Source organism: Lysinibacillus sp. Y5S-8, from assembly GCF_036894365.1.
GTDB lineage: Bacteria > Bacillota > Bacilli > Bacillales_A > Planococcaceae > Lysinibacillus > Lysinibacillus fusiformis_D.
This window is the reverse complement of sequence record NZ_CP145889.1, coordinates 4333575-4352365: the sequence shown is the minus strand read 5'-3', so window position 1 is coordinate 4352365 and position 18791 is coordinate 4333575. Positions and strand designations below refer to the sequence as shown.

Here is an 18791-nt window from a genome sequence, read left to right as displayed (position 1 = left end):
TTCCAAAATAATTGGAGGGATTTTTTTGTCCGTCCAACTGGAGAGGGTCGATAGTTATGAAGGAACTTTTAAAATTACAGGATGTACGTTATGAAATAAAGGATACTTTACTATTTGAACATGTGACAGGCACCGTAAAACAAGGTGAGGTTATCGGCATTATTGGAAGAAATGGTGCTGGGAAATCGACATTGTTACAGTTGATTCAAGGTGCATTATTGCCAACTGCGGGAGTAATACAAGGGTTATCAGCTGTAAAAATCACAATCGTTGAACAGGAGCTAGCTCATTTTGACAAACCAGCAATATCTGCAAGAGAGGCTGATTTGCTGGCAAAATGGCAGGTACCCAATAGATCATTTGCAGCTTTAAGCGGTGGAGAGAAACTTAAAATGCGTCTTGCAGAAGGTTTTGCTCAGAATGCTCAAATTCTATTGCTTGATGAACCGACGAATCATTTAGATGAGCAAAGTACCGCTTTTCTTATAAAACAAGTACAAAACTATAAGGGAACGATTATTGTGGTCTCACATGACCGTTATTTTTTAGATAAGGTTGCCACAAAAATTTGGTCTATTGAGGAACAGAGCTTAATTGAACATTATGGCAATTATACAAGCTATATGGCTGAAAGAGAGCACCGAAGATTGACGCAGCAACGTGCCTACGAGAAACAGCAAAAAAACATTGATCGGATTGAGGCCCAAATGCAGGAACTCACATCTTGGTCACAAAAGGGTCATGCACAGTCAACAAAACTAGAAGGCTTTAAGGAGTATCATCGTGTGAAGGCAAAGCGGCTAGACGCACAAGTGAAATCTAAGAAGAGGCGATTAGAGGCAGAGCTTGCGAAGGCAAGGATGGAAGCGGTGGAGCCTGAAGCAGACATTCGTTTTTCTTTAAACACGAATCAACGTGTTGGCAAGCGATTATTGGAGAGCAAGCGTTTATCTTTATCTTTTGGTGATCGTACGTTATTGAAAGATGTCAGCATCACTGCTCAATTTGGAGATAAAATTGCTATTACAGGAAAGAATGGTAGCGGAAAAACAAGCTTTTTAAAAGTTCTTTTAGGGAAGCTAGAAGCTGAGGGAGAGGTGTGGCTATCCCCTGCGGCAACCATAGGTTATTTAACACAGGAAGTATTTGATTTACCACTAGATCAGACACCAGAGCAATATTTTTATCAAGAAACATTTGAAGAGCGTGGGAAAGTTCGCAATCTGATGAAGAATCTAGGATTTACACCAACACATTGGACATCTGCGATAGGCAAGATGAGCATGGGCGAGCGTGTCAAGTGTAAACTGATGGCTTATATTTTAGAGGACAAAAACGTTCTTCTTTTAGATGAACCAACGAATCATCTTGACCTACCTTCGCGTGAACAGTTAGAGCGAACACTTGCGCAATATAATGGGACATTACTTGTCGTCTCCCATGATCGATACTTTCTAGAAAAAGTAACGAATAGCGTTTGGGAGATTGACAATCAGCACATAAAGAAAAAATGGAGAAAAGATGCTCCGAAGCAAGTAGATGACACAGTCGCACTTCGTTTAAAGCTTGAAACAGAACGACAAGAGATACTAGGTAAATTGAGCTTTTTGACAGCTAAGGATAAGGATTACCCAATGCTTGACCAAAAGTTTAACGAGCTGACGAAGCAAATCAATGAGCTTAAATAGCTAAGCGTTTAAATAAACTGTTGCCAGGGAAAAATATGGATTATAGGTAAACTGGTAAATGGAGGTTTAAGCGATGAAAAAAATAATATTTCTCTTTTTGTTGTTAAGTATGACTATAGCAGGTGCTTGTGCTGATCAAGCTACTAATCATCAAGCACATGACAATAAGAACGATACATCTGTAAGACAATCTAATACTGATACATCTATGACACAGACTGAGGCTCTACAACAAATAAAGGAGCAAATACATGTGAATGTACCAATAAAAATGCCAACCGCTTTACCCATTGCTAAAGGAAGCTTTTTAACAGCTACAACAAGGACTGATGATGACCTAGTTGAAATTATCTTTTATGAAAGCAAAGAGAATATGCCAATTAATGATATTCGATTAAAGAATTCAGCGACGGTCATTGGAAGATTGTTGGTCAAACAATATAAAAGCGCAGAAGGGGCAAGCACACAGATTGCATTTGATAACTTTAGTCAAAATGGCGGGCAAAAAATTGACCTAGGGTATAATATAAAAGGTTATCAAGATGCGGGTGCTGGCTCATTATGGACTGGTTGGAATGAGGGACGATGGTCCATTGCCTCGCATACACGAACTGATAATCCTGAAGCAGGAGTAAAACTTGCTAAGCAGGCAGTAGAATATTTAGAGAGTCATATGCTGCCTATTCCCAAGCAATATGGCATGGCTCAGCTGGATGTTTATCAAACAGGCAATTTAATCGTGTGGCAGGATGAAAAGCTTGTCTACACACTCGATTCGATCAAAGATCCTTTAAAAGCATTGGAAATAGCCACTGCCTTTTATCAATAATAGTGATCCTAGAGTAATGGTTACTCTAGGATTTTTTTATAGCTATCCAGCAGTTCTTTGTATTCGTTGAATCGCTGTTGCCACTCCTCCATTGGAAGGCTATGATGTTCAATGCCATCCAACAAATCTGTTAACAGATCAAGACATATATGCCACCCTGCTAAATCCCTTGAAGTGTGCCCCGTTAGCTCGTGCAAGGTCTCTGCTAAAAGCAATAACGAGCCATTGTCAGTAGAAGATAATTCAAATCTTACGGAATCTGTTCCCCAATCAAATTCGAGTACCTTTTTCTCTGTATAATCTGTTATAGCTATTTCCTCATAGGTATTTGTTCCATCGTTCATATTAAAACGCATTTTACCATTCTTACGTAGATCAATGATTTCAAGATTGCTCATCCATTTTTGCAGTTTTTCATTGGTAGTAATCACTTCCCAAACTGCGTTTACTGAATGTGGTAGCGGTCGTTTGTACTTTACGACATGACGATTAGATTGTTTTTCAATAGTCGCTAACATCAGCTTCCTCCTCAATTCTTCGCCTTTAGAGTTTTATCTTCATTATAGGCTGTTAGAGCAAAAAATCACACGACAATCATGAAATTTTAGGATAATATTGTTAAAAAAGGGGGAGAAATAATGACACATCAACAGGCATTAGAACGTTATATACAAGCAACAAATACGCATGATTTTAAAGAAGTAAAGGCAATTTTGCATCCACAAGCGGTTTATTGGTTTTCTGATAAAACATGCACAACTATAGAAGAGATTGAGGCATACTTCAAGCATGCGTGGCATGTCATTAAAGAAGAGGTTTACTCGGCTACTAATGTAAAATGGTTAACAATTGATGAAAAGACGGCTACCTGTCTTTATACATATCACTATGAAGGTTATCATAACGAAAAATTTGTATCAGGTAGTGGTAGAGCAACAAATATTTTTACTTTGGTGAACGATGAATGGAAGTTAATTCATGAACATTTGAGTGGTGCCTATTAAATTATTTTCAATGCGACTTGGACAAACAACAATGAAATAATGAGTGTTAGTAGTATTTTAGCTACTTTTAACGGAATATTTGGCAGCGCTAGGAAACCTAACTGGGAGCCAATAAATGCACCTGTACAGCTTCCAAAGATGAGGACACATGTGAGCTGAACAGCCCTTATATAACTGTGGTATATAAATTGGAGGCTAATGGAGTGAGATTACTACAAACGGAGGAAGAACTAAGAAATTTAATAGTAGCAGATGATTGGATGATGAATATTTTATCAACAATCAATACATTGCAACTCCCCGATTGGTGGGTATGTGCTGGGGTCATTCGTTCCATGGTATGGGATTATCTTCATGAAAAAGAAGAAAGAACACCAATTGCTGATATTGATGTGATATATTTTGATAAAATCAATTTAGCAGAAGACATAGAAAAACAGTATGAACAGAAACTTAGAAAGATATCTCCTAATGAGCCGTGGTCTGTGAAAAATCAGGCAAGAATGCATGTGCTAAATGGTAGTAAGCCGTATCAATCTGCTGTGGATGGAATCGCTCATTTTCCTGAAATCCCAACGGCAATTGGTGTAAAATTAATAGATGATTCACTAGAAATTGCTGCACCATATGGCATTAGGCATTTAGGAGCTGGTATTGTAGAGCCGACACCATTTTTCCTCGAAAGTAAGGATTATTATACAATTTATCGCCAAAGAATTCTTCAAAAGAAATGGCATGTAAGTTGGCCAAAATTAGAAATCAATCTTCAGTAAAAAAAGAAGGGGAGTCTATTGCAACGAGATAAAATCTATATCATCAAACATTATGAAAGATCAATTGACTGGATAAATGATTTGAGGAGACTATCGGAGAATCAATGGCGTATGGCGATCGAACCTGAAAAATGGTCAGTTGCTGAGGTCATCGGACATCTTCCGCCATGGGATGAATTTGTCTTGAATCATCGACTTCCTTTTCTTTTTACAGAGGAACCTTTACCAAAAGGACCTGATGCAGCACAGTTGAATAAGATGGCGGCTAAAAAAAGCCGTGAACAGCCTATGCTTGCAACATTGACAGATTTTATTTCCACGAGGAGTCGATTACTTCAGGCCATACAACAATTGACAGATGAGCAATGGCAGCAATCGTTTAAAATTGGGCAGTCGGAGCTAACAATTGTCGACTATTTTGTAGGATTAATTAATCACGATGCACATCATTTTTCACAGCTTCAGAAAGTTATACAGGTATAGGAGTTAGCCAATGGATATCAAATATTTAATTGATTATTTTGCACATGCTTCTGTAAAATTTACAGATGTTTTTACTAAAAAAATGGAACCTGGTGAAGTTGATAGAGGCAGAACAACAGCACCAGAAAAGTGTGGATTAGTTGTACCCCTTGCAGGTAGTGCGATCTTTAACTTTAATGGTACTCCCTATGTGATGGAGCCAGGAATGATTGTCCATGCAGGACCTCAAATGCCAATCGAAGTGAAAGCAATCGGTCACAAAGGTTGGGAGTATGCAGTCGTTCACTATAGTCTACCTATAGAGGAGGTAGCTCTTTTTCCGCTAGCAGAGCAACATTTCCCAATCAATACAGGCTTTAATTCGCAAATCATTAGCCATGTTCAGCAATTAATAGAAAGCTATTCCTTTCCGGGGAATATGGCTATATTTAAGTCTAAGGCTTTATTTATGAATTTGCTGGAGAATATTCTTTTAGCGGCAAAAATGAAGGTTTTAGATAGTGCCAGTGAGTTAATGGAACAGGCACTACAGTATATACATGAAAATTATGCGGAGCAGCTTTCTGTATCAAATATCTCTAGAGAATTTGGGATTGAACGTCGCCGCTTTGCTTATTTGTTTGAGCAGCATACAGGCATGAATCCGAGCACATATATAACAGAGTACCGTATACGACGAGCCAAGGAATTGCTCGAATATGATGTGATTCCTGTAGCAGAAGTAGCTGAATGTGTCGGATATGTAGATTGCTTTTATTTCAGTAGAGTTTTCAAAAAATGTACAGGCTTGTCTCCTTCAGCATATCGAAAGGAAAAAATGGAGGAAGCTAACTATATATAAAAACTGTTTCTTCATAAAAAAGAAGCGGTTTTTTTTTGATGAAATCGGCAAAAATCCATGTCATTTTCGAAATCGTCCATTCACAATCTTTTTTCACTTTGTTAGGATAGTATCCGTAAATGATAATGAGTATCAATTATGTATTGACATACATATGAAAACGATTATCATTATCAATATGAGCTCGTTAGGGGAGAATATCTATGAATAAATATTTTAAAATGTGTGCTCCAGCACTTTTAGCACTATCTTTGGCTGCATGTGGAACGGATAAGGCAGAGGAGTCTACGTCAACTACTAATACAGCAGAAACTAGTACTACAGAATCACAGACTGAGCAATCTAAAACACAGACAATTACGTACTTAGGTGAGAAATATGAGCTTCCAGCAGAAGTGAAAAATATTGTCGCTGCGAGTCTTGAATCTATGGAAGATGCTGCAATGCTTGGTATTAAGCCAGTCGGTGTACTTGAAGTTGGTGGTAAAATCCCTGCTTATCTAGCATCAGATTTTGAAGGTGCTACACTTGTAGGAAATAAAATGGAGCCAAATGCAGAAGCCATTCTTAATCTGGATCCTGATGTAATCGTGGGTACTTCGAAATTCCCTGAAGAAATGGCTGAAAAACTGAAAAAAATTCAAACAATGATTCCATACTCACATATTTCAACAAACTGGAAGGAAAATCTAACATTGCTTGCACAGTTAGCTGATAAAGAAGATGATGCTAAGAAAATCATCTCTGACTACGAAGCAAAAGTTGCTGATGCACAGGTGAAAACCAAAGAGCAATTAGCAGATAAGCAAGTGTTAATCATTCGTGTTCGCGGTGGCGTGATGTACATCTATCCAGCAGGTGTGTATTTAAACCCTGTACTATATGAAGATTTAGGAGCACCAGTTCCAGAAGTTTTAACTACTGCAAAGGCACAAGCTGAATTATCACTTGAAACATTAGCGCAAGTAAATCCAGATGCCATTTTCCTACAATTTGAGGAATCTGAAAATACGGATTCTCCAAAAGCGTTAGAGGAGTTACAAAAGAATCCAATTTTCAATAGCTTAAAGGCAGCACAAAATAATCAAGTTTTCGTTAACACAATTGAGCCATTAGCACAAGGTGGTACTGCTTGGTCTAAGGTGAAATTCTTAGATGCCGCAGCTGAAAAATTACTTAAATAGTATAAACAGGCTGGTAGTAGATTTGGTGATATCACCGGGCTATTACCAGCCTTTTGTAAAATATCGTATTTTTCATTGGGGGCAGTTGTTTTCCAAAGGGTATATCACCTAAATAATCGACATTGTGTTTCGCAAAATGGATAAAGAAAAAGGTGTGAAAGTTGAAAAAAACAAACATCGTGTCATTTTCAATATTAGCGGTATCTCCTTTCCTTATTGCCCTTATAGCACTCGTTTCCGTTCTATATGGAACAAAAGATATTAGTGCAATGACAGTGTGGCAGTCGATGACAGCATTCGATCCATCTAATGTTGATCATCAAATTATACGGACAGGACGTATTCCTAGAGTAGCCGCTGTATTGCTAGTTGGGGGATTTTTAGCAGTGGCCGGAGCAGTCATGCAGGGGATTACACGAAATTATTTAGCATCTCCTTCGTTGATGGGTGTCAATGATGGCTCTGCATTTGTCATCACATTAGCCATTGTTTTTTTTCCAGGGCTACCAAATTATCAAATGATTCTATTATCAATGCTAGGCTCTGCATTAGGGGCAGGGATTGTCTTTGGCTTTGGCTCGTTAATTCGCAATGGTCTATCACCAGTAAGGCTAGCCATTATAGGAACGGTCATTGGTACATTTTTAAGTAGTATTGCTACAGCGATTGCTATGTATTTCCAAGTATCACAAACAGTAAGTGCTTGGTATAACACAAAGGTACATATGGTAGATATGGATATGCTTCTCCTTTCTATTCCGTTTGGTTTAACTGGATTAGTCTTGGCTTTATTATCAGCAAAAGCGATTACCATTACTTCACTAGGTGAAGATATTGCCATGGGACTAGGGCAGAAAACAAAAGCAGTGCGTATTATTAGCATGCTAGCTGTAGTATGTTTGACAGGGACAGCAGTTGCCCTAGTAGGAAAAATTGCCTTTGTAGGGTTAGTCATACCACATATTACACGCTTCCTTGTTGGTGTTGATTATCGCTATATTATTCCTTGTGCGGCTGTCATTGGTGCCTTTTTCTTAGCGCTCTGTGACGTTTTAAGTCGTGTTGTCAATTATCCATTTGAAACGCCAATTGGTGTCCTAACAGCATTAGTTGGTGTACCATTCTTCTTATATCTAGTTCGTAAGCACGGAGGTGAAAAACGTGCGTAAAAATACCTCAAGTGTATTCTTTTTGACTATGTCGATGCTTGTTTTACTGATTTTAGTTGCGAGCTACCTACATATTACAAATGGTGTTTTCGATATGTCTGTAATGGATGTTATCAAAACACTATTGCGTATTGAGCCAAATTCTAAATTTGACCTTGTTATTTTTGAATTTCGCTTACCTCGAATCGTCATTGCCGGACTCGTTGGTATTGGCTTAGGAATGGCAGGGGTTGTTTTACAAGGTATTACACGTAATGGACTAGCAGACCCAGGTATTTTAGGGATAAATGCAGGAGCAGGTGCAGCAGTCGTAATATTTATGTTCTTCTTTCAAGTAAAGCTAGTGAGTGCAGATATGAGCAGCTGGCTGTCTATTTTAATGATGCCATTGTTCGGCTTTATCGGTGGAACAATTGCGGCTATCCTGATTTTTTCTTTTGCTTTGAAAAATGGTCATCTCGATATGCAACGATTAATATTAACGGGTATAGCTATTAACAGTGGATTCGGAGCTTTATCCCTGTTCTTATCCTTAAAAATGAGTGCACAAGATTTTGAATCAGCAGCCATTTGGATGGCAGGTTCTATTTATAATGCGAATTGGATTTTTGTACTAACGATGATTCCTTGGCTTGTCATCTTAGGCATTTATGTGCATAGAAAATCGTATTTACTGGATTATTTTCAGCTTGAAGAGGATAGCATCACGAGTTTAGGGATCGCAGTTGAAAAGGAGAAAATGAAGCTTTTATTAGCCAGTGTCGGTCTTGTTAGTGCTTGTGTATCCGTATCAGGAAGTATTGGTTTCATCGGTTTAATGGCACCACATATTGCGAAGCAACTTGTTGGTATTCAGCATCGTTATGTCATGCCAGTGAGTGCGTTAATTGGTGCAGGCTTGTTAATTTTAGCTGATTTTATCGGCAAAACCGTATTTGCACCATCGGAACTGGCTGTTGGGATTGTTGTTTCAATTATTGGGATTCCATATTTCTTGTATTTATTGGTGAAATCTAAGGCATAGGAGGAAAAGATGTGCAAACTGCATTTAGAATGGAAAACTTGGCTTCTGGTTATGAGCAGGTTCGTGTCTTTGAGGGATTAAATTTAACGATAGAGGAGGGCAAAGTGACAACAATCATTGGCCCGAATGGCTGCGGTAAATCAACCCTCCTTAAGACGATTGGACGTATTTTAAAAAAGCAACAAGGGACGGTTTATTTGCAGGAGCAAAACATGCAAAATTTATCGACGAAAGATATCGCCAAGAAATTAGCCATATTATCTCAAACACCTGTTGCTCCAGGTCAATTAAAAGTGGAGGAGTTAATTGCGTATGGACGCTATCCACATCGAAACAATGTCAATCGTTTAACGAATAAGGATGAGGAAATGGTTGAGTGGGCGTTAACGGTTACGAATACGATGGAGTATCGGAATCGGGAACTTGCACAGCTTTCTGGGGGACAGCGTCAGCGTGTATGGCTAGCTATGGCATTAGCACAAGAAACAAATATTTTGTTGTTGGACGAACCTACTACTTATTTAGATATGGCACATCAGTTAGAAGTATTGGATATTGTCAAAAGTTTAAATGAGCAGCACAACTGTACAATTGTGATGGTTCTACATGATATTAACCACGCTGCCAGATATTCAGATCATCTTATTGCGATGCGCAAAGGTGTTATTATGCAATCCGGAACGCCACAGGATATATTAAGTGCAGAAGTGATGCGAAAAGTATTTAATATTGATGCTCGCATTATGGAAGATCCTGTAACGAATACACCTGTATGCTATGGCTATGATATTTTGAAGGAGGATAACAAATGAGTACAGCTAAACTAGAGTATGCTACACAACAAATAACTTCAAAATTGACAGATTATACGTACACGATTAACATCTTTGTACCAAATGAGGAAGCACCAGAAGAAGGTTTTCCAGTGTTGTATGTACTGGATGGCTCATCTTATTTTAATCTTGTAAAGGAAGCGGTACGTCTACAAAGTCGTAATGCACCGAAAACAGGAATTCAACCAGCCATTGTTGTTGGCATTGAACATGGTGATGATATGCGTGAAAGAAGGTTTTATGATTTTACAGCGCCAGCAGAGACGTATATTTATCCTGCACGATTTAAAGGAAAAGGTCATGAAAAGCTTGGAGGAGCAGTGGATTTTAGCCGCTTTATAGAGGAAGAGTTAAAGCCAATAATTGAGGCTCATTATCCAGTAAATAAAGCTCAGCAAGCATTATTTGGTCACTCCTTAGGCGGTTATTTTACGCTTTGGCAACTATTTCACCATCAATCTAGCTTCCAACGCTATCTAGCTATTAGCCCTTCTATTTGGTGGAATGAGCATGAATTAGTACAATGTGCGTCAGTATTTTTGAACGAGCATCAAGATATGAATGAAACATTGTTTATTAGCGCTGGTGAACTTGAAACCTTTATGGTGGATGATGCACGACAAATGGCGACGGTGTTAGAAAAAATAATGGATGTTGATTTTTATGAGGCATTAGATGAAAATCATGCCTCTATCGTACCAACTGTTATGAGTAGAGCAATTCGTTTTATGCATAAATCACAATAATAGGTAGACCGCATTGTCTTTTGATAATGCGGTTTCTTTTTTCATTAATAAAATACTTGAATTATACGCATAATAAAGGAAATTTGGTCATCTGTCTGGGATAAATGGAGGCGCTGTATGCAAAATAAAATTTTAAAGAACCCAGTATTTCTTATTTCTAGTGGGGCAATTTTACTTTTAGTCATTATCGGAGCAACGATACCGGAAAAATTTAAGAACGTAGCAAACAGCGTATTTCATATGACAACGGATTATTTTGGTTGGTTTTATTTAATGGCAGTCTTTATTATCGTTATTTTTCTATTTGGCTTGGCAATTAGCAAATATGGCACCATTCGCTTAGGATCGGAAGATGGTCGTCCCGAATTTAGTTTTCTAACATGGATTTCCATGCTCTTTTCAGCTGGACTAGGTGTCGGACTGGTTTTTTGGGGAGTGGCTGAGCCTATGAGTCATTACTTTTCACCACCTTTTAGTGACACAGAACCTCTTTCAACGGATGCAGCCAGATTGGCGATGGGTTATTCCTTCTTTCATTGGGGATTAAGCCAATGGTCTGTTTATGCTATATTGGGGCTTGTTATGGCCTATGTTCAATTCAATAAAAAAAGAAACATGCTCATCTCTACCGCTTTAGAGCCTATAACGGGAACAAATCGAGTCGTTAAAGGAACGATTGATATTCTTGCGGTTATTGCTACAGTTATGGGGGTAGCCACATCCATAGGGCTTGGCGTGCTACAAACGAACGGAGGTTTGACTTTCGTCTTTGGTTTGCCGGATACATTTATCTTGCAAGTAGCCATTATTCTTATCATGTTTATTGGCTATATGTTGTCTGCAACGACAGGACTTCAAAAGGGCATGAAGATTTTGAGTAATGTCAATATGACCTTAGCGATTGTCTTACTGTTATTCGTTTTTATTACAGGTCCAACGATTTTCATACTTGAGACGTTTACATTAGCGATAGGTGATTACATTTCTAACTTTATTCAATACAGTTTAAGAATGCAGCCATATGTTGGGGGAACTTGGGTGAAGGATTGGACGATTTTTTACTGGGCCTGGGCAATCGCTTGGTCACCCTTTGTTGGCTCCTTTATTGCCCGTGTATCCAAGGGGAGGACCATTCGAGAATTCATTATAGGAGTATTAATTATTCCGCCTATTATTGCTTGCTTTTGGATTGCCACATTCGGTGGAACAGCTATGTGGTTTGATTTACATCAAGATGCAGAAATCGCTCAATCTGTTCATAATGATGTAACTGTTGCCCTATTCCAGTTGTTAGAACACTTGCCAGTTTCAACGCTTGCCTCTGTGATTGGAATACTGTTAATCGTTATATTTTTAATTACCTCTGCCGATTCGGCCACATTCATTATGGCAAGTATGACAACAAAAGGTTCTTTAAATCCGACAATATTATCGAAGCTAGTATGGGGTATTTTAATGGCTGCAATTTCAGGTGTTTTATTGTATACAGGAGGGCTTGAAGCATTGCAAACCGCCTCGTTAATTGCCGCTTTGCCCTTTACCGTGATTTTACTGTTACTCATGTTTTCATACATTAAAATGATGAAGGATGAAGTTATTCCTCTGAAGAAAAAGGACATTCAACGTTTAAAAATAGCAAGAAAGCATATTGAAAAGGAAGCAAAAAATAAAGAAAAAAATTAAAGCAGTAAACCGTATTCGTGAATAATACGGTTTCTTTTTGTTTAAATATATGAAGAAAGGTGATTGAAGAGTTGTTGAGCTATGAAGGTAATTTTAGCAGAGATAAAGGATGCACCAATGAATATATAAGTTGATGCTACAGGTTTTGCAAGAGTACTAAAAAGCTCTAGAACACTAAGTGCAACGACAGAGTTAATTGAACAGGCTTTTCTTGGGTATATAGAGAGGTTTACTTTTAGTACACAGAGGTTTATTTCTTTAGGCTATCGGTTATTCCTGAGAAACAAGGACTGGGACAAGCAAAAGCATTGATCGCTAAACTTGAACAATATGCACTAATATAATAAGAAAAGGAATTTAGTGTAAAGTATGTATAAGTGTTCTACGAAATATTGAATTATACTGCTCGTTGGGTAATGTTGTAACGAATGAAGAAATGGGAGAGCAGCTAGCTATAGCTACAATGGAAAGAGGGGGGACTATTGATGAAAAAACTTGGCTGCTTGCATGCTCATCATTCAAATATAGAGTACATAGAGCAAGCTTTTCAAAGTGAGGAAGATTTAGAGCTGCTTCATTTTGTAGATCCTGGCGTTTTACAGCATGTGTCGAAAGGTAGTGATGGTGTAGCATATAAGGTTAAGGAGCAAATAGAATGGATTATTAGCTGTGATGTGGATGCCATCTTAATAACGTGTACAAATTATATTGCTTTATTAGAGAATGAGGCTGTGTTCAATGCCTCGATACCCATTATAAAGATTGACGAGCCTTTTTTTGAAAGCATATGTAATGCGCAACAGCCTCAAATTATTCTTTTTACAAATCCTGCAACAGTAGAAGGAACGATGGCAAGACTTCACCAATATGCTGGGCAGCATGGTAAATCAGTAAATGTTGAGGCAAAAATCATCAAAGGGACATTTGATCTCATTATGCAAGGGAAAAAGAAAGCTTATAATGATGCTATTTCACAAGCTCTACATAAGTTAATGAGTGAGCAAAAGGCCATCTCCGTAGCTCAGCTCTCAATGATGGATGCGGCAAGACAATTTGAAGAGCACACCGCTCAAGCAATTATTCATCCACTAAGGGCTTTGGTTGAGGTCGTAAAGAAGCAAATGGAAGTAACGTTATAAAACAATGTCTATTTTAATAGGCAATACAGTTAATGGTATTATGAAAAAGTAAGAGAATAGAAACGGAGGAGATAGCACTATGACAGATTTACGATACCCTATTGGACAATTTCAATTCCCAAAAGAAATGACTCCACAGCAAGTACAGGAATGGATTGTAGACATTCGTTTATTACCAAAACAACTGGCGGAAGCATTAAGTGGTGCAAGCGAGCAAGCATTGGCAAAATCCTATCGTGAGAATGGCTGGACAGTTACGCAGCTAGTCCATCATATTGCCGATAGTCATATGAATAGCTATATCCGTTTTAAGCTAGCACTAACAGAGGATGTCCCTACCATTAAGCCATATAATGAAGTGGAATGGGCACAATTACCAGATTCTGAAATGCCAGTAGCAACTTCTTTTAATTTAATTGAACATTTACATGAACGTTGGGTTTATTTACTGACAAGCTTAACGGATGAACAATTACAAAGAGCCTTTCACCATCCTGATTCAGGGCTAACAACATTGGAACATGCAATTGGTCTTTATGCATGGCACGGTAAGCATCATTTGGCACATATTCAGAATGCTTTGACGAACTAAAGAATAGTATTTTGTGAAAGAAATAAGTGATTTCCTGGTTACTGGAAATCACTTATTTGCTTTCTTAACTTTATAGTATATTTTATACGATAGTAATGCCTGCACTAGCGTTACCAGTAAGAGTTGTAAGTACTCCTGTTGAAGTAACGGAGAACACCATTAATAAACGGTCACCTGCAGATACTGGCACTGGAGTAACATTCGCTGTACCACTTGCTAGAGTACCTAGAACTACTGTTGAAAGAGCTGGTGCTAAGTCAACAAATGCTGTTGTAGGAGTGAAGACATTGCTTCCTGCTACCGCGTGATAAACTTGTGCTCTAACTGTTGCCGAGCCTATTATAGTTACACCAACAGTTGCAGAGAATGTAGCTGAAATAGATGTAATGGAACCTGCTCTAGAAACAGAAAAAGCTTCTGTTCCAACTAATGCTGATAAATCAATATTAGTACCTACAAGGGATACGCCTGGAATAGATGTACCGAATCCCACAAGGCTTACTGTATCCACTAAACCTGTAGCAAGTGATACTAATATAACTGGAACTGTTCCAGAAGCGAATGGGATGAGTGAGCCTGTTGCTACTGGTGGAGTAATACATGCTGCATCAATCGCTACAAATGGTCCAAGTGCGCTACATTCACCATTCCCATGACCGTTACCTGAACAGCCACACATTGAATTATTAAAACACATTTTTACACCCCCTTTCTTCATTATTCTATTCATTTCAGATTGGGGGTTAAGGGCAATTATCTTCTAAACCTACAAATTCGATAATTTCTTAAAGACAGCTTTTATTGGAAACAAAAAGACATCCACTATGTATGAAAATACATGGTGGATGCTTAAAAAAATGAATAAGTTAACTCCATCTTTTAAAGAAATCGAAAAATGAGTTCTTGCCCTTCTTATTTTCTTCTTCAATCGGCTTATTGACAGATTCAGGATGCTTATTCTCTTCTTCAAGGGACGAATGAACCTCATAGGCTGCTCCAGTATGATACACTTCAACAAACTCTTCGGTTTCTAAAGAAGGAGAATGATAAGTGTCAACAGGGTCAGCTATTGTTTCTGACATGACTTGGTCGAGAGGTTCTTTAACTATTGCTGTCATATCTTGACTAACAGGCTCGCTAGGTAATTCCGAAATAACTTGTTCAAACGATTCTTTAGATATTTGGGGAAACTCTAGATTGTTATCCTCTTTTTCAATATGCATAGCCTCGATAGGATCGTCTACTATTTCCGTTCCAATGCTAACCGATTCATGAACAATAGAAGAATTATTCTCGATGTTTTCATCACTTGAAGTAGGCTGTACAGCAGATGGGTCATAAACACTTACTGGAACTTCCTTTGCATCCGTAGCATTTTTAAAATGGAAGGTGGATTCAACTGTCGTGTTTCTGTATAAACCATTGTATATTTGGCTTGGGTGAGTATTAATTGATTGAAAATATTGTTGATTAAAATGCCGCTCTTCAGGCTTAGCTGCATCTAGATCATTGCGAGGAGAAGGAGTGCCATTATTTACATTTAGTTGGTGGTTTGTAGCTTTACCTGCCAAACTTTGCAGTAGTCTATAAGAGGGCTGTGCTGATGTAATCGTCGTTTGATCTGTTGTCTGAGTCATTCTAGGTTGTCTAGGTAAAAGAGTAGCCGAAGTTTGAGAAGGCAATTCAATGGAGGAAGGAATGGTTGTTGTATCATTTTCTTCAACTGTTAATAATTTGTTTAAAACCGCTAAAATCTCTTGATTCATTCCTTCAATGGTTTGATTCAAAGACTCAATTTGTGTTGAAAGAAGCTTTATTTGGTCATCATAGCCTTTTATATACGAATTTTGTTTACTATCTAATGTCTCTGTGATCCCTTCTAAATGGACCATCTGTGTTTTCAGTCCATCAAACTCCTGCTTCATATAAAGGAAATCTTCAATTGATGTCCCCATCTTTAATGAAGTTAACGATTCTCTGTAGGCTTCAATTTTTTGTTTTAATGTTTCAATTTCTTGAGTGGTATACAATTTTGACTCTTCCATTGTAGTTCACCCCTTTCAGTCCATTATTAGTTTATTAAAAATATTGGCTTTCTGTTACAAATATACCGGTCCTTCCAACATTTTAGTCTTCCAATAAAGAAGAAAGTGTGTGAAAAGATGATCCTTTGCTGATTTTAACAAATATCATAAGGAACTATTTGTTAGCCCATGCACTTATAGCTGAAAAACATATGCTACAAACGAAAGATAAAAATTTTATGGAGGTGTCAAAAGGATGCAAGAGCATATGCCATCCCAGGCGCAGGAACTAATTTGTATAAATGTCGATAAGGTATATGACTGGATTGTAAAAGAAATGTCATTTGATATTTCTCCTACTGGAGCAATTACATTCCCAGGCGTAACACCAACGACTGACTTAACTGGTGCAATTGTTACATGTAGAGTAATTCCAGCTGCTACAAACCCAATTGTGATCCTGAACCGTGAGAATCGTCAATTCTCTATTGATGGATCAACTGTTTGTCTGCAACATTTAAATATTCAAAAGAACTTCATTCTAACGATTGTCGTTACTTTACCTAATGGTACTGTTTTCACAAGCGCTGAAATTCCAGTTTCTCGCTGTGAGCAAGTGACATTATGTGCTCCTAAAGGTACAGATGTTGAAATCTTATACACAGATTTAGATTGCTTCGTATGTACAACTGGAACACTTGCAGCTGGAACAGGTACAATTACGTTTTCTGCGTTAACAATTACTGTTGCCGTTTGTCAAAGCATTCAGTCTACATTCCCAGTTACTGTGGAATTTTTAGCAACTTTCTGCGAACCAAGAGCAGACTTACCATTCTCATGTCCAACTGCAGTTCGTCCACAACAGTGCCCTATTATTTTCCCAACTTTAGGTTAACGGTGCTAACAAATAGAGGAAAGTCATATCATGAAGAGAGGATAATCCTCTCTTTTTTTTTATTTTAATTCAGCAGATGTCGCAGATTTCCAAAATAATCTGGATACCGTTACGCCTAGGCACAATTGATGGAAAATAGTAAGGAGGTACAGAGTGAACAATCGTGTAGAAGACAAGATACAGGCACTAAAAGAACAAACAAACGCTTATGTTTATGAAATTAAACAGCTGGTCGAGGAGCTGACCATTCCAAACAGGGTCAACCTCATTAGTTATTTTACAACCTCGTTCAATATTTCTTATGATCCTGAACAAGAAAGTTTATGTTTAGGCTCCTATCATATTCGCAATATCGGTAGTACTGCTATTACAAACCCCTATCTGTGTATAACATTACCGAAGGAATCGCCATTTTACTTTTCTGGGAGATATGTTCATGAAAATTTCACGCCAAATTTTAAGACACAGGGACAGAGCAACTGGGAACGTTTTAACGATAAATTAAGCAAAGAGGAGTACTGGCTGAAACCCATAGGAAAATCAACAATCGAACCGAATGAAACTATTTCATTTACTAATTTTCAGGTAAAATGGTCACATAATTTGCCATATTCAGGCACTATTATGGGTTTTACATATTGCGATCAGCTCACAGATGGTATTGTCGTTTTAAATCCGATTAATCTCAATGGAATGGGCCAAACACAGGAGGAAGACAATGAGTGAAAATGAAAAACAAGAGTTTGGTAGTGTACTCCATCAATTATTGAAGGAGCAACTAAGTCGTCGTAATGAACAGGATAATAGCTTTGCATTTCTTGAAAAAAGTACATTACATTTATTAATCGCCTCTCTTGTCTTAGGCGAAAAGAGTGATGCTGAACAATTACAACATCCACAACAAGAAGCGGAGTGGATAAAGCAGTTGGATGAAATACTAGAGGAAAGTAGAATGCAGTTTGAAGAGGTGGTTGATTTACTAAAAAGGTATTCTGGCTAGGGGGTGTGATGATGGACAATGATATTGTGAAAAACAATGATCCGATACAGCTCCAACAAATGATTATTTTTTTAAGGGCCGAATTAGCCAAGTATAAAAATGAAGTGAAAAGGCTTAGAGATAGTGATTATTATGCTTTAGTTCTGCGGCTCGAAAGAGAAAATATACAATTAACAAGACTAAGAAAAGATCTTTCGATGGAGCTATTAAAGTTGAAAAGAGACTTTGACAAAGAGCTTCAAGTCTATGATGAAGAAATTCAAAAACGAGAAGGACAAAGAAAAAAACAAATTGCATCCATAGAAGCGTTATTAAAGGAAGTTGCCGAATTGCGAGCTGAAAATAAGTCATTGAAGAACAGTGTTCAAGTCTCACATAAAGCTTCGATTGAGACAAATGATAAAGCTATTATTGAAGGTCTAGATAAAAAAATAAGCGACTATACAACAGTAACAGGTAAACAAATGAAGCATATTATAGAGGCACTAGAAACATATCATAGGGATAAAGTAGAAGCGGACAGCCTTCAACAGCAACTATTAAGAGAGTTGGAGATGAAAAATTTAGAAATTGAAAGATTAAAACATGAATTAGTTGAATTCAAAAATCAATCTGATGGTAGTAGCTCATCGATAAAGCAGCAAGTCCAGATAGATGAACAAATAAATTTCAGATTAAGGATGCTCGATGAATTAGATCAAAAATTGAACGAGCTAGCTTTAGAAATCAATAGAAGGCAAGTATAGCTGAGAATTTTATAATGACTGTTTCAAAATGTATACCTTTGAAACAGTCATTTTTTAGTTGCTCGATTGGAAGGGATGTTGGAGGTGCTACGTTTGATGGAAGGGAAAGCTGCTTTAGCTCCGCTCGAAGAAGAGCTA

General features: G+C 37.8%; 21 protein-coding genes and 1 pseudogene. 18 read left to right on the top strand and 4 right to left on the bottom strand.

The features are described from left to right. Nucleotides 1–56 precede the first annotated feature (56 nt). Nucleotides 57–1688 (top strand): ABC-F type ribosomal protection protein, encoded by a 1632-nt coding sequence (gene abc-f / locus V6670_RS21265; protein WP_338652061.1) that lies wholly within the window; start codon nucleotides 57–59, stop codon nucleotides 1686–1688. Between the two features lie 73 nt (nucleotides 1689–1761). Further along, nucleotides 1762–2517, top strand: coding sequence for a hypothetical protein (locus V6670_RS21260; protein WP_338652060.1), 756 nt, complete (start codon nucleotides 1762–1764; stop codon nucleotides 2515–2517). Between the two features lie 20 nt (nucleotides 2518–2537). Here the strand turns inward: V6670_RS21260 and V6670_RS21255 are convergent, their stop codons facing one another. Then, on the bottom strand, nucleotides 2538–3035 hold the full coding sequence (locus tag V6670_RS21255; RefSeq protein ID WP_338652059.1) for an SRPBCC family protein: 498 nt from the start codon (nucleotides 3033–3035) through the stop codon (nucleotides 2538–2540). A gap of 120 nt (nucleotides 3036–3155) precedes the next feature. Between V6670_RS21255 and V6670_RS21250 the strand changes: the two genes are divergently transcribed. Continuing rightward, entirely contained in the window at nucleotides 3156–3521 is a 366-nt protein-coding gene (locus V6670_RS21250) for a nuclear transport factor 2 family protein (RefSeq protein ID WP_338652058.1), read from the top strand. On the opposite strand, the pseudogene V6670_RS21245 reads toward V6670_RS21250, so the two are convergent. Then, a pseudogene (locus V6670_RS21245) lies at nucleotides 3518–3700 on the bottom strand (sulfite exporter TauE/SafE family protein); the annotation flags it as partial. The gene V6670_RS21250 and the pseudogene V6670_RS21245 sit on opposite strands and share 4 nt — an antisense overlap. Nucleotides 3701–3724: 24 nt before the next feature. On the opposite strand from V6670_RS21245, the gene V6670_RS21240 reads away from it, so the two are divergent. The 11 genes from V6670_RS21240 (at nucleotide 3725) to V6670_RS21190 (ending at nucleotide 13988) form a co-directional block, all read left to right on the top strand. Continuing rightward, a complete protein-coding gene (locus V6670_RS21240; RefSeq protein WP_338652057.1) occupies nucleotides 3725–4294 on the top strand; it encodes a nucleotidyltransferase family protein in 570 nt (189 codons plus the stop codon). Nucleotides 4295–4312: 18 nt separating this feature from the next. Beyond that, nucleotides 4313–4777, top strand: coding sequence for a DinB family protein (locus V6670_RS21235; RefSeq protein WP_338652056.1), 465 nt, complete (start codon nucleotides 4313–4315; stop codon nucleotides 4775–4777). A gap of 10 nt (nucleotides 4778–4787) precedes the next feature. Continuing rightward, the gene (locus V6670_RS21230) at nucleotides 4788–5618 is read left to right on the top strand and encodes an AraC family transcriptional regulator (protein WP_338652055.1); all 831 of its coding nucleotides are present in this window, start codon (nucleotides 4788–4790) and stop codon (nucleotides 5616–5618) included. Nucleotides 5619–5821: 203 nt separating this feature from the next. After that, nucleotides 5822–6802: an ABC transporter substrate-binding protein gene (locus V6670_RS21225; protein ID WP_338652054.1), complete on the top strand. Its 981-nt coding sequence runs from the start codon at nucleotides 5822–5824 to the stop codon at nucleotides 6800–6802. A 161-nt stretch (nucleotides 6803–6963) separates the two neighbouring features. Then, nucleotides 6964–7971: an iron ABC transporter permease gene (locus tag V6670_RS21220; RefSeq protein ID WP_338652053.1), complete on the top strand. Its 1008-nt coding sequence runs from the start codon at nucleotides 6964–6966 to the stop codon at nucleotides 7969–7971. Next, nucleotides 7964–8995, top strand: coding sequence for an iron ABC transporter permease (locus V6670_RS21215; RefSeq protein WP_338652052.1), 1032 nt, complete (start codon nucleotides 7964–7966; stop codon nucleotides 8993–8995). Before V6670_RS21220 ends, V6670_RS21215 begins: the two co-directional genes overlap by 8 nt. 29 nt (nucleotides 8996–9024) lie before the next feature. Further along, the gene (locus tag V6670_RS21210) at nucleotides 9025–9807 is read left to right on the top strand and encodes an ABC transporter ATP-binding protein (protein WP_338654717.1); all 783 of its coding nucleotides are present in this window, start codon (nucleotides 9025–9027) and stop codon (nucleotides 9805–9807) included. Continuing rightward, nucleotides 9804–10574: an alpha/beta hydrolase-fold protein gene (locus V6670_RS21205; protein ID WP_338652051.1), complete on the top strand. Its 771-nt coding sequence runs from the start codon at nucleotides 9804–9806 to the stop codon at nucleotides 10572–10574. Before V6670_RS21210 ends, V6670_RS21205 begins: the two co-directional genes overlap by 4 nt. 117 nt (nucleotides 10575–10691) lie before the next feature. Continuing rightward, entirely contained in the window at nucleotides 10692–12257 is a 1566-nt protein-coding gene (locus V6670_RS21200; RefSeq protein ID WP_338652050.1) for a BCCT family transporter, read from the top strand. Between the two features lie 482 nt (nucleotides 12258–12739). Continuing rightward, nucleotides 12740–13396, top strand: a complete 657-nt coding sequence (locus tag V6670_RS21195; RefSeq protein ID WP_338652049.1) for a hypothetical protein — start codon at nucleotides 12740–12742, stop codon at nucleotides 13394–13396. A gap of 79 nt (nucleotides 13397–13475) precedes the next feature. Next, complete coding sequence (locus tag V6670_RS21190; protein ID WP_338652048.1) at nucleotides 13476–13988, top strand: YfiT family bacillithiol transferase; 513 nt, start codon at nucleotides 13476–13478, stop codon at nucleotides 13986–13988. A gap of 82 nt (nucleotides 13989–14070) precedes the next feature. On the opposite strand, the gene V6670_RS21185 is transcribed toward V6670_RS21190, so the two are convergent. Both V6670_RS21185 and V6670_RS21180 read right to left on the bottom strand, forming a co-directional pair. Beyond that, complete coding sequence (locus V6670_RS21185; protein WP_141904227.1) at nucleotides 14071–14685, bottom strand: exosporium glycoprotein BclB-related protein; 615 nt, start codon at nucleotides 14683–14685, stop codon at nucleotides 14071–14073. A gap of 169 nt (nucleotides 14686–14854) precedes the next feature. Beyond that, complete coding sequence (locus V6670_RS21180; protein WP_338652047.1) at nucleotides 14855–16033, bottom strand: hypothetical protein; 1179 nt, start codon at nucleotides 16031–16033, stop codon at nucleotides 14855–14857. 235 nt (nucleotides 16034–16268) lie between these two features. Between V6670_RS21180 and V6670_RS21175 the strand changes: the two genes are divergently transcribed. The 4 genes from V6670_RS21175 to V6670_RS21160 all read left to right on the top strand — a co-directional run bounded on the left by V6670_RS21175 (nucleotide 16269) and on the right by V6670_RS21160 (nucleotide 18653). Further along, nucleotides 16269–16907, top strand: coding sequence for a hypothetical protein (locus V6670_RS21175; RefSeq protein WP_036128625.1), 639 nt, complete (start codon nucleotides 16269–16271; stop codon nucleotides 16905–16907). Nucleotides 16908–17060: 153 nt separating this feature from the next. Further along, on the top strand, nucleotides 17061–17633 hold the full coding sequence (locus V6670_RS21170) for a hypothetical protein (protein WP_338652046.1): 573 nt from the start codon (nucleotides 17061–17063) through the stop codon (nucleotides 17631–17633). Further along, nucleotides 17626–17907 carry a hypothetical protein gene (locus V6670_RS21165; protein ID WP_338652045.1) on the top strand — a complete coding sequence of 94 codons (282 nt, stop codon included), beginning with the start codon at nucleotides 17626–17628 and terminating at the stop codon, nucleotides 17905–17907. The genes V6670_RS21170 and V6670_RS21165 overlap by 8 nt, the downstream gene beginning before the upstream one ends. Before the next feature lie 8 nt (nucleotides 17908–17915). Next, entirely contained in the window at nucleotides 17916–18653 is a 738-nt protein-coding gene (locus tag V6670_RS21160; protein WP_338652044.1) for a hypothetical protein, read from the top strand. The last annotated feature ends 138 nt before the right edge of the window (nucleotides 18654–18791 follow it).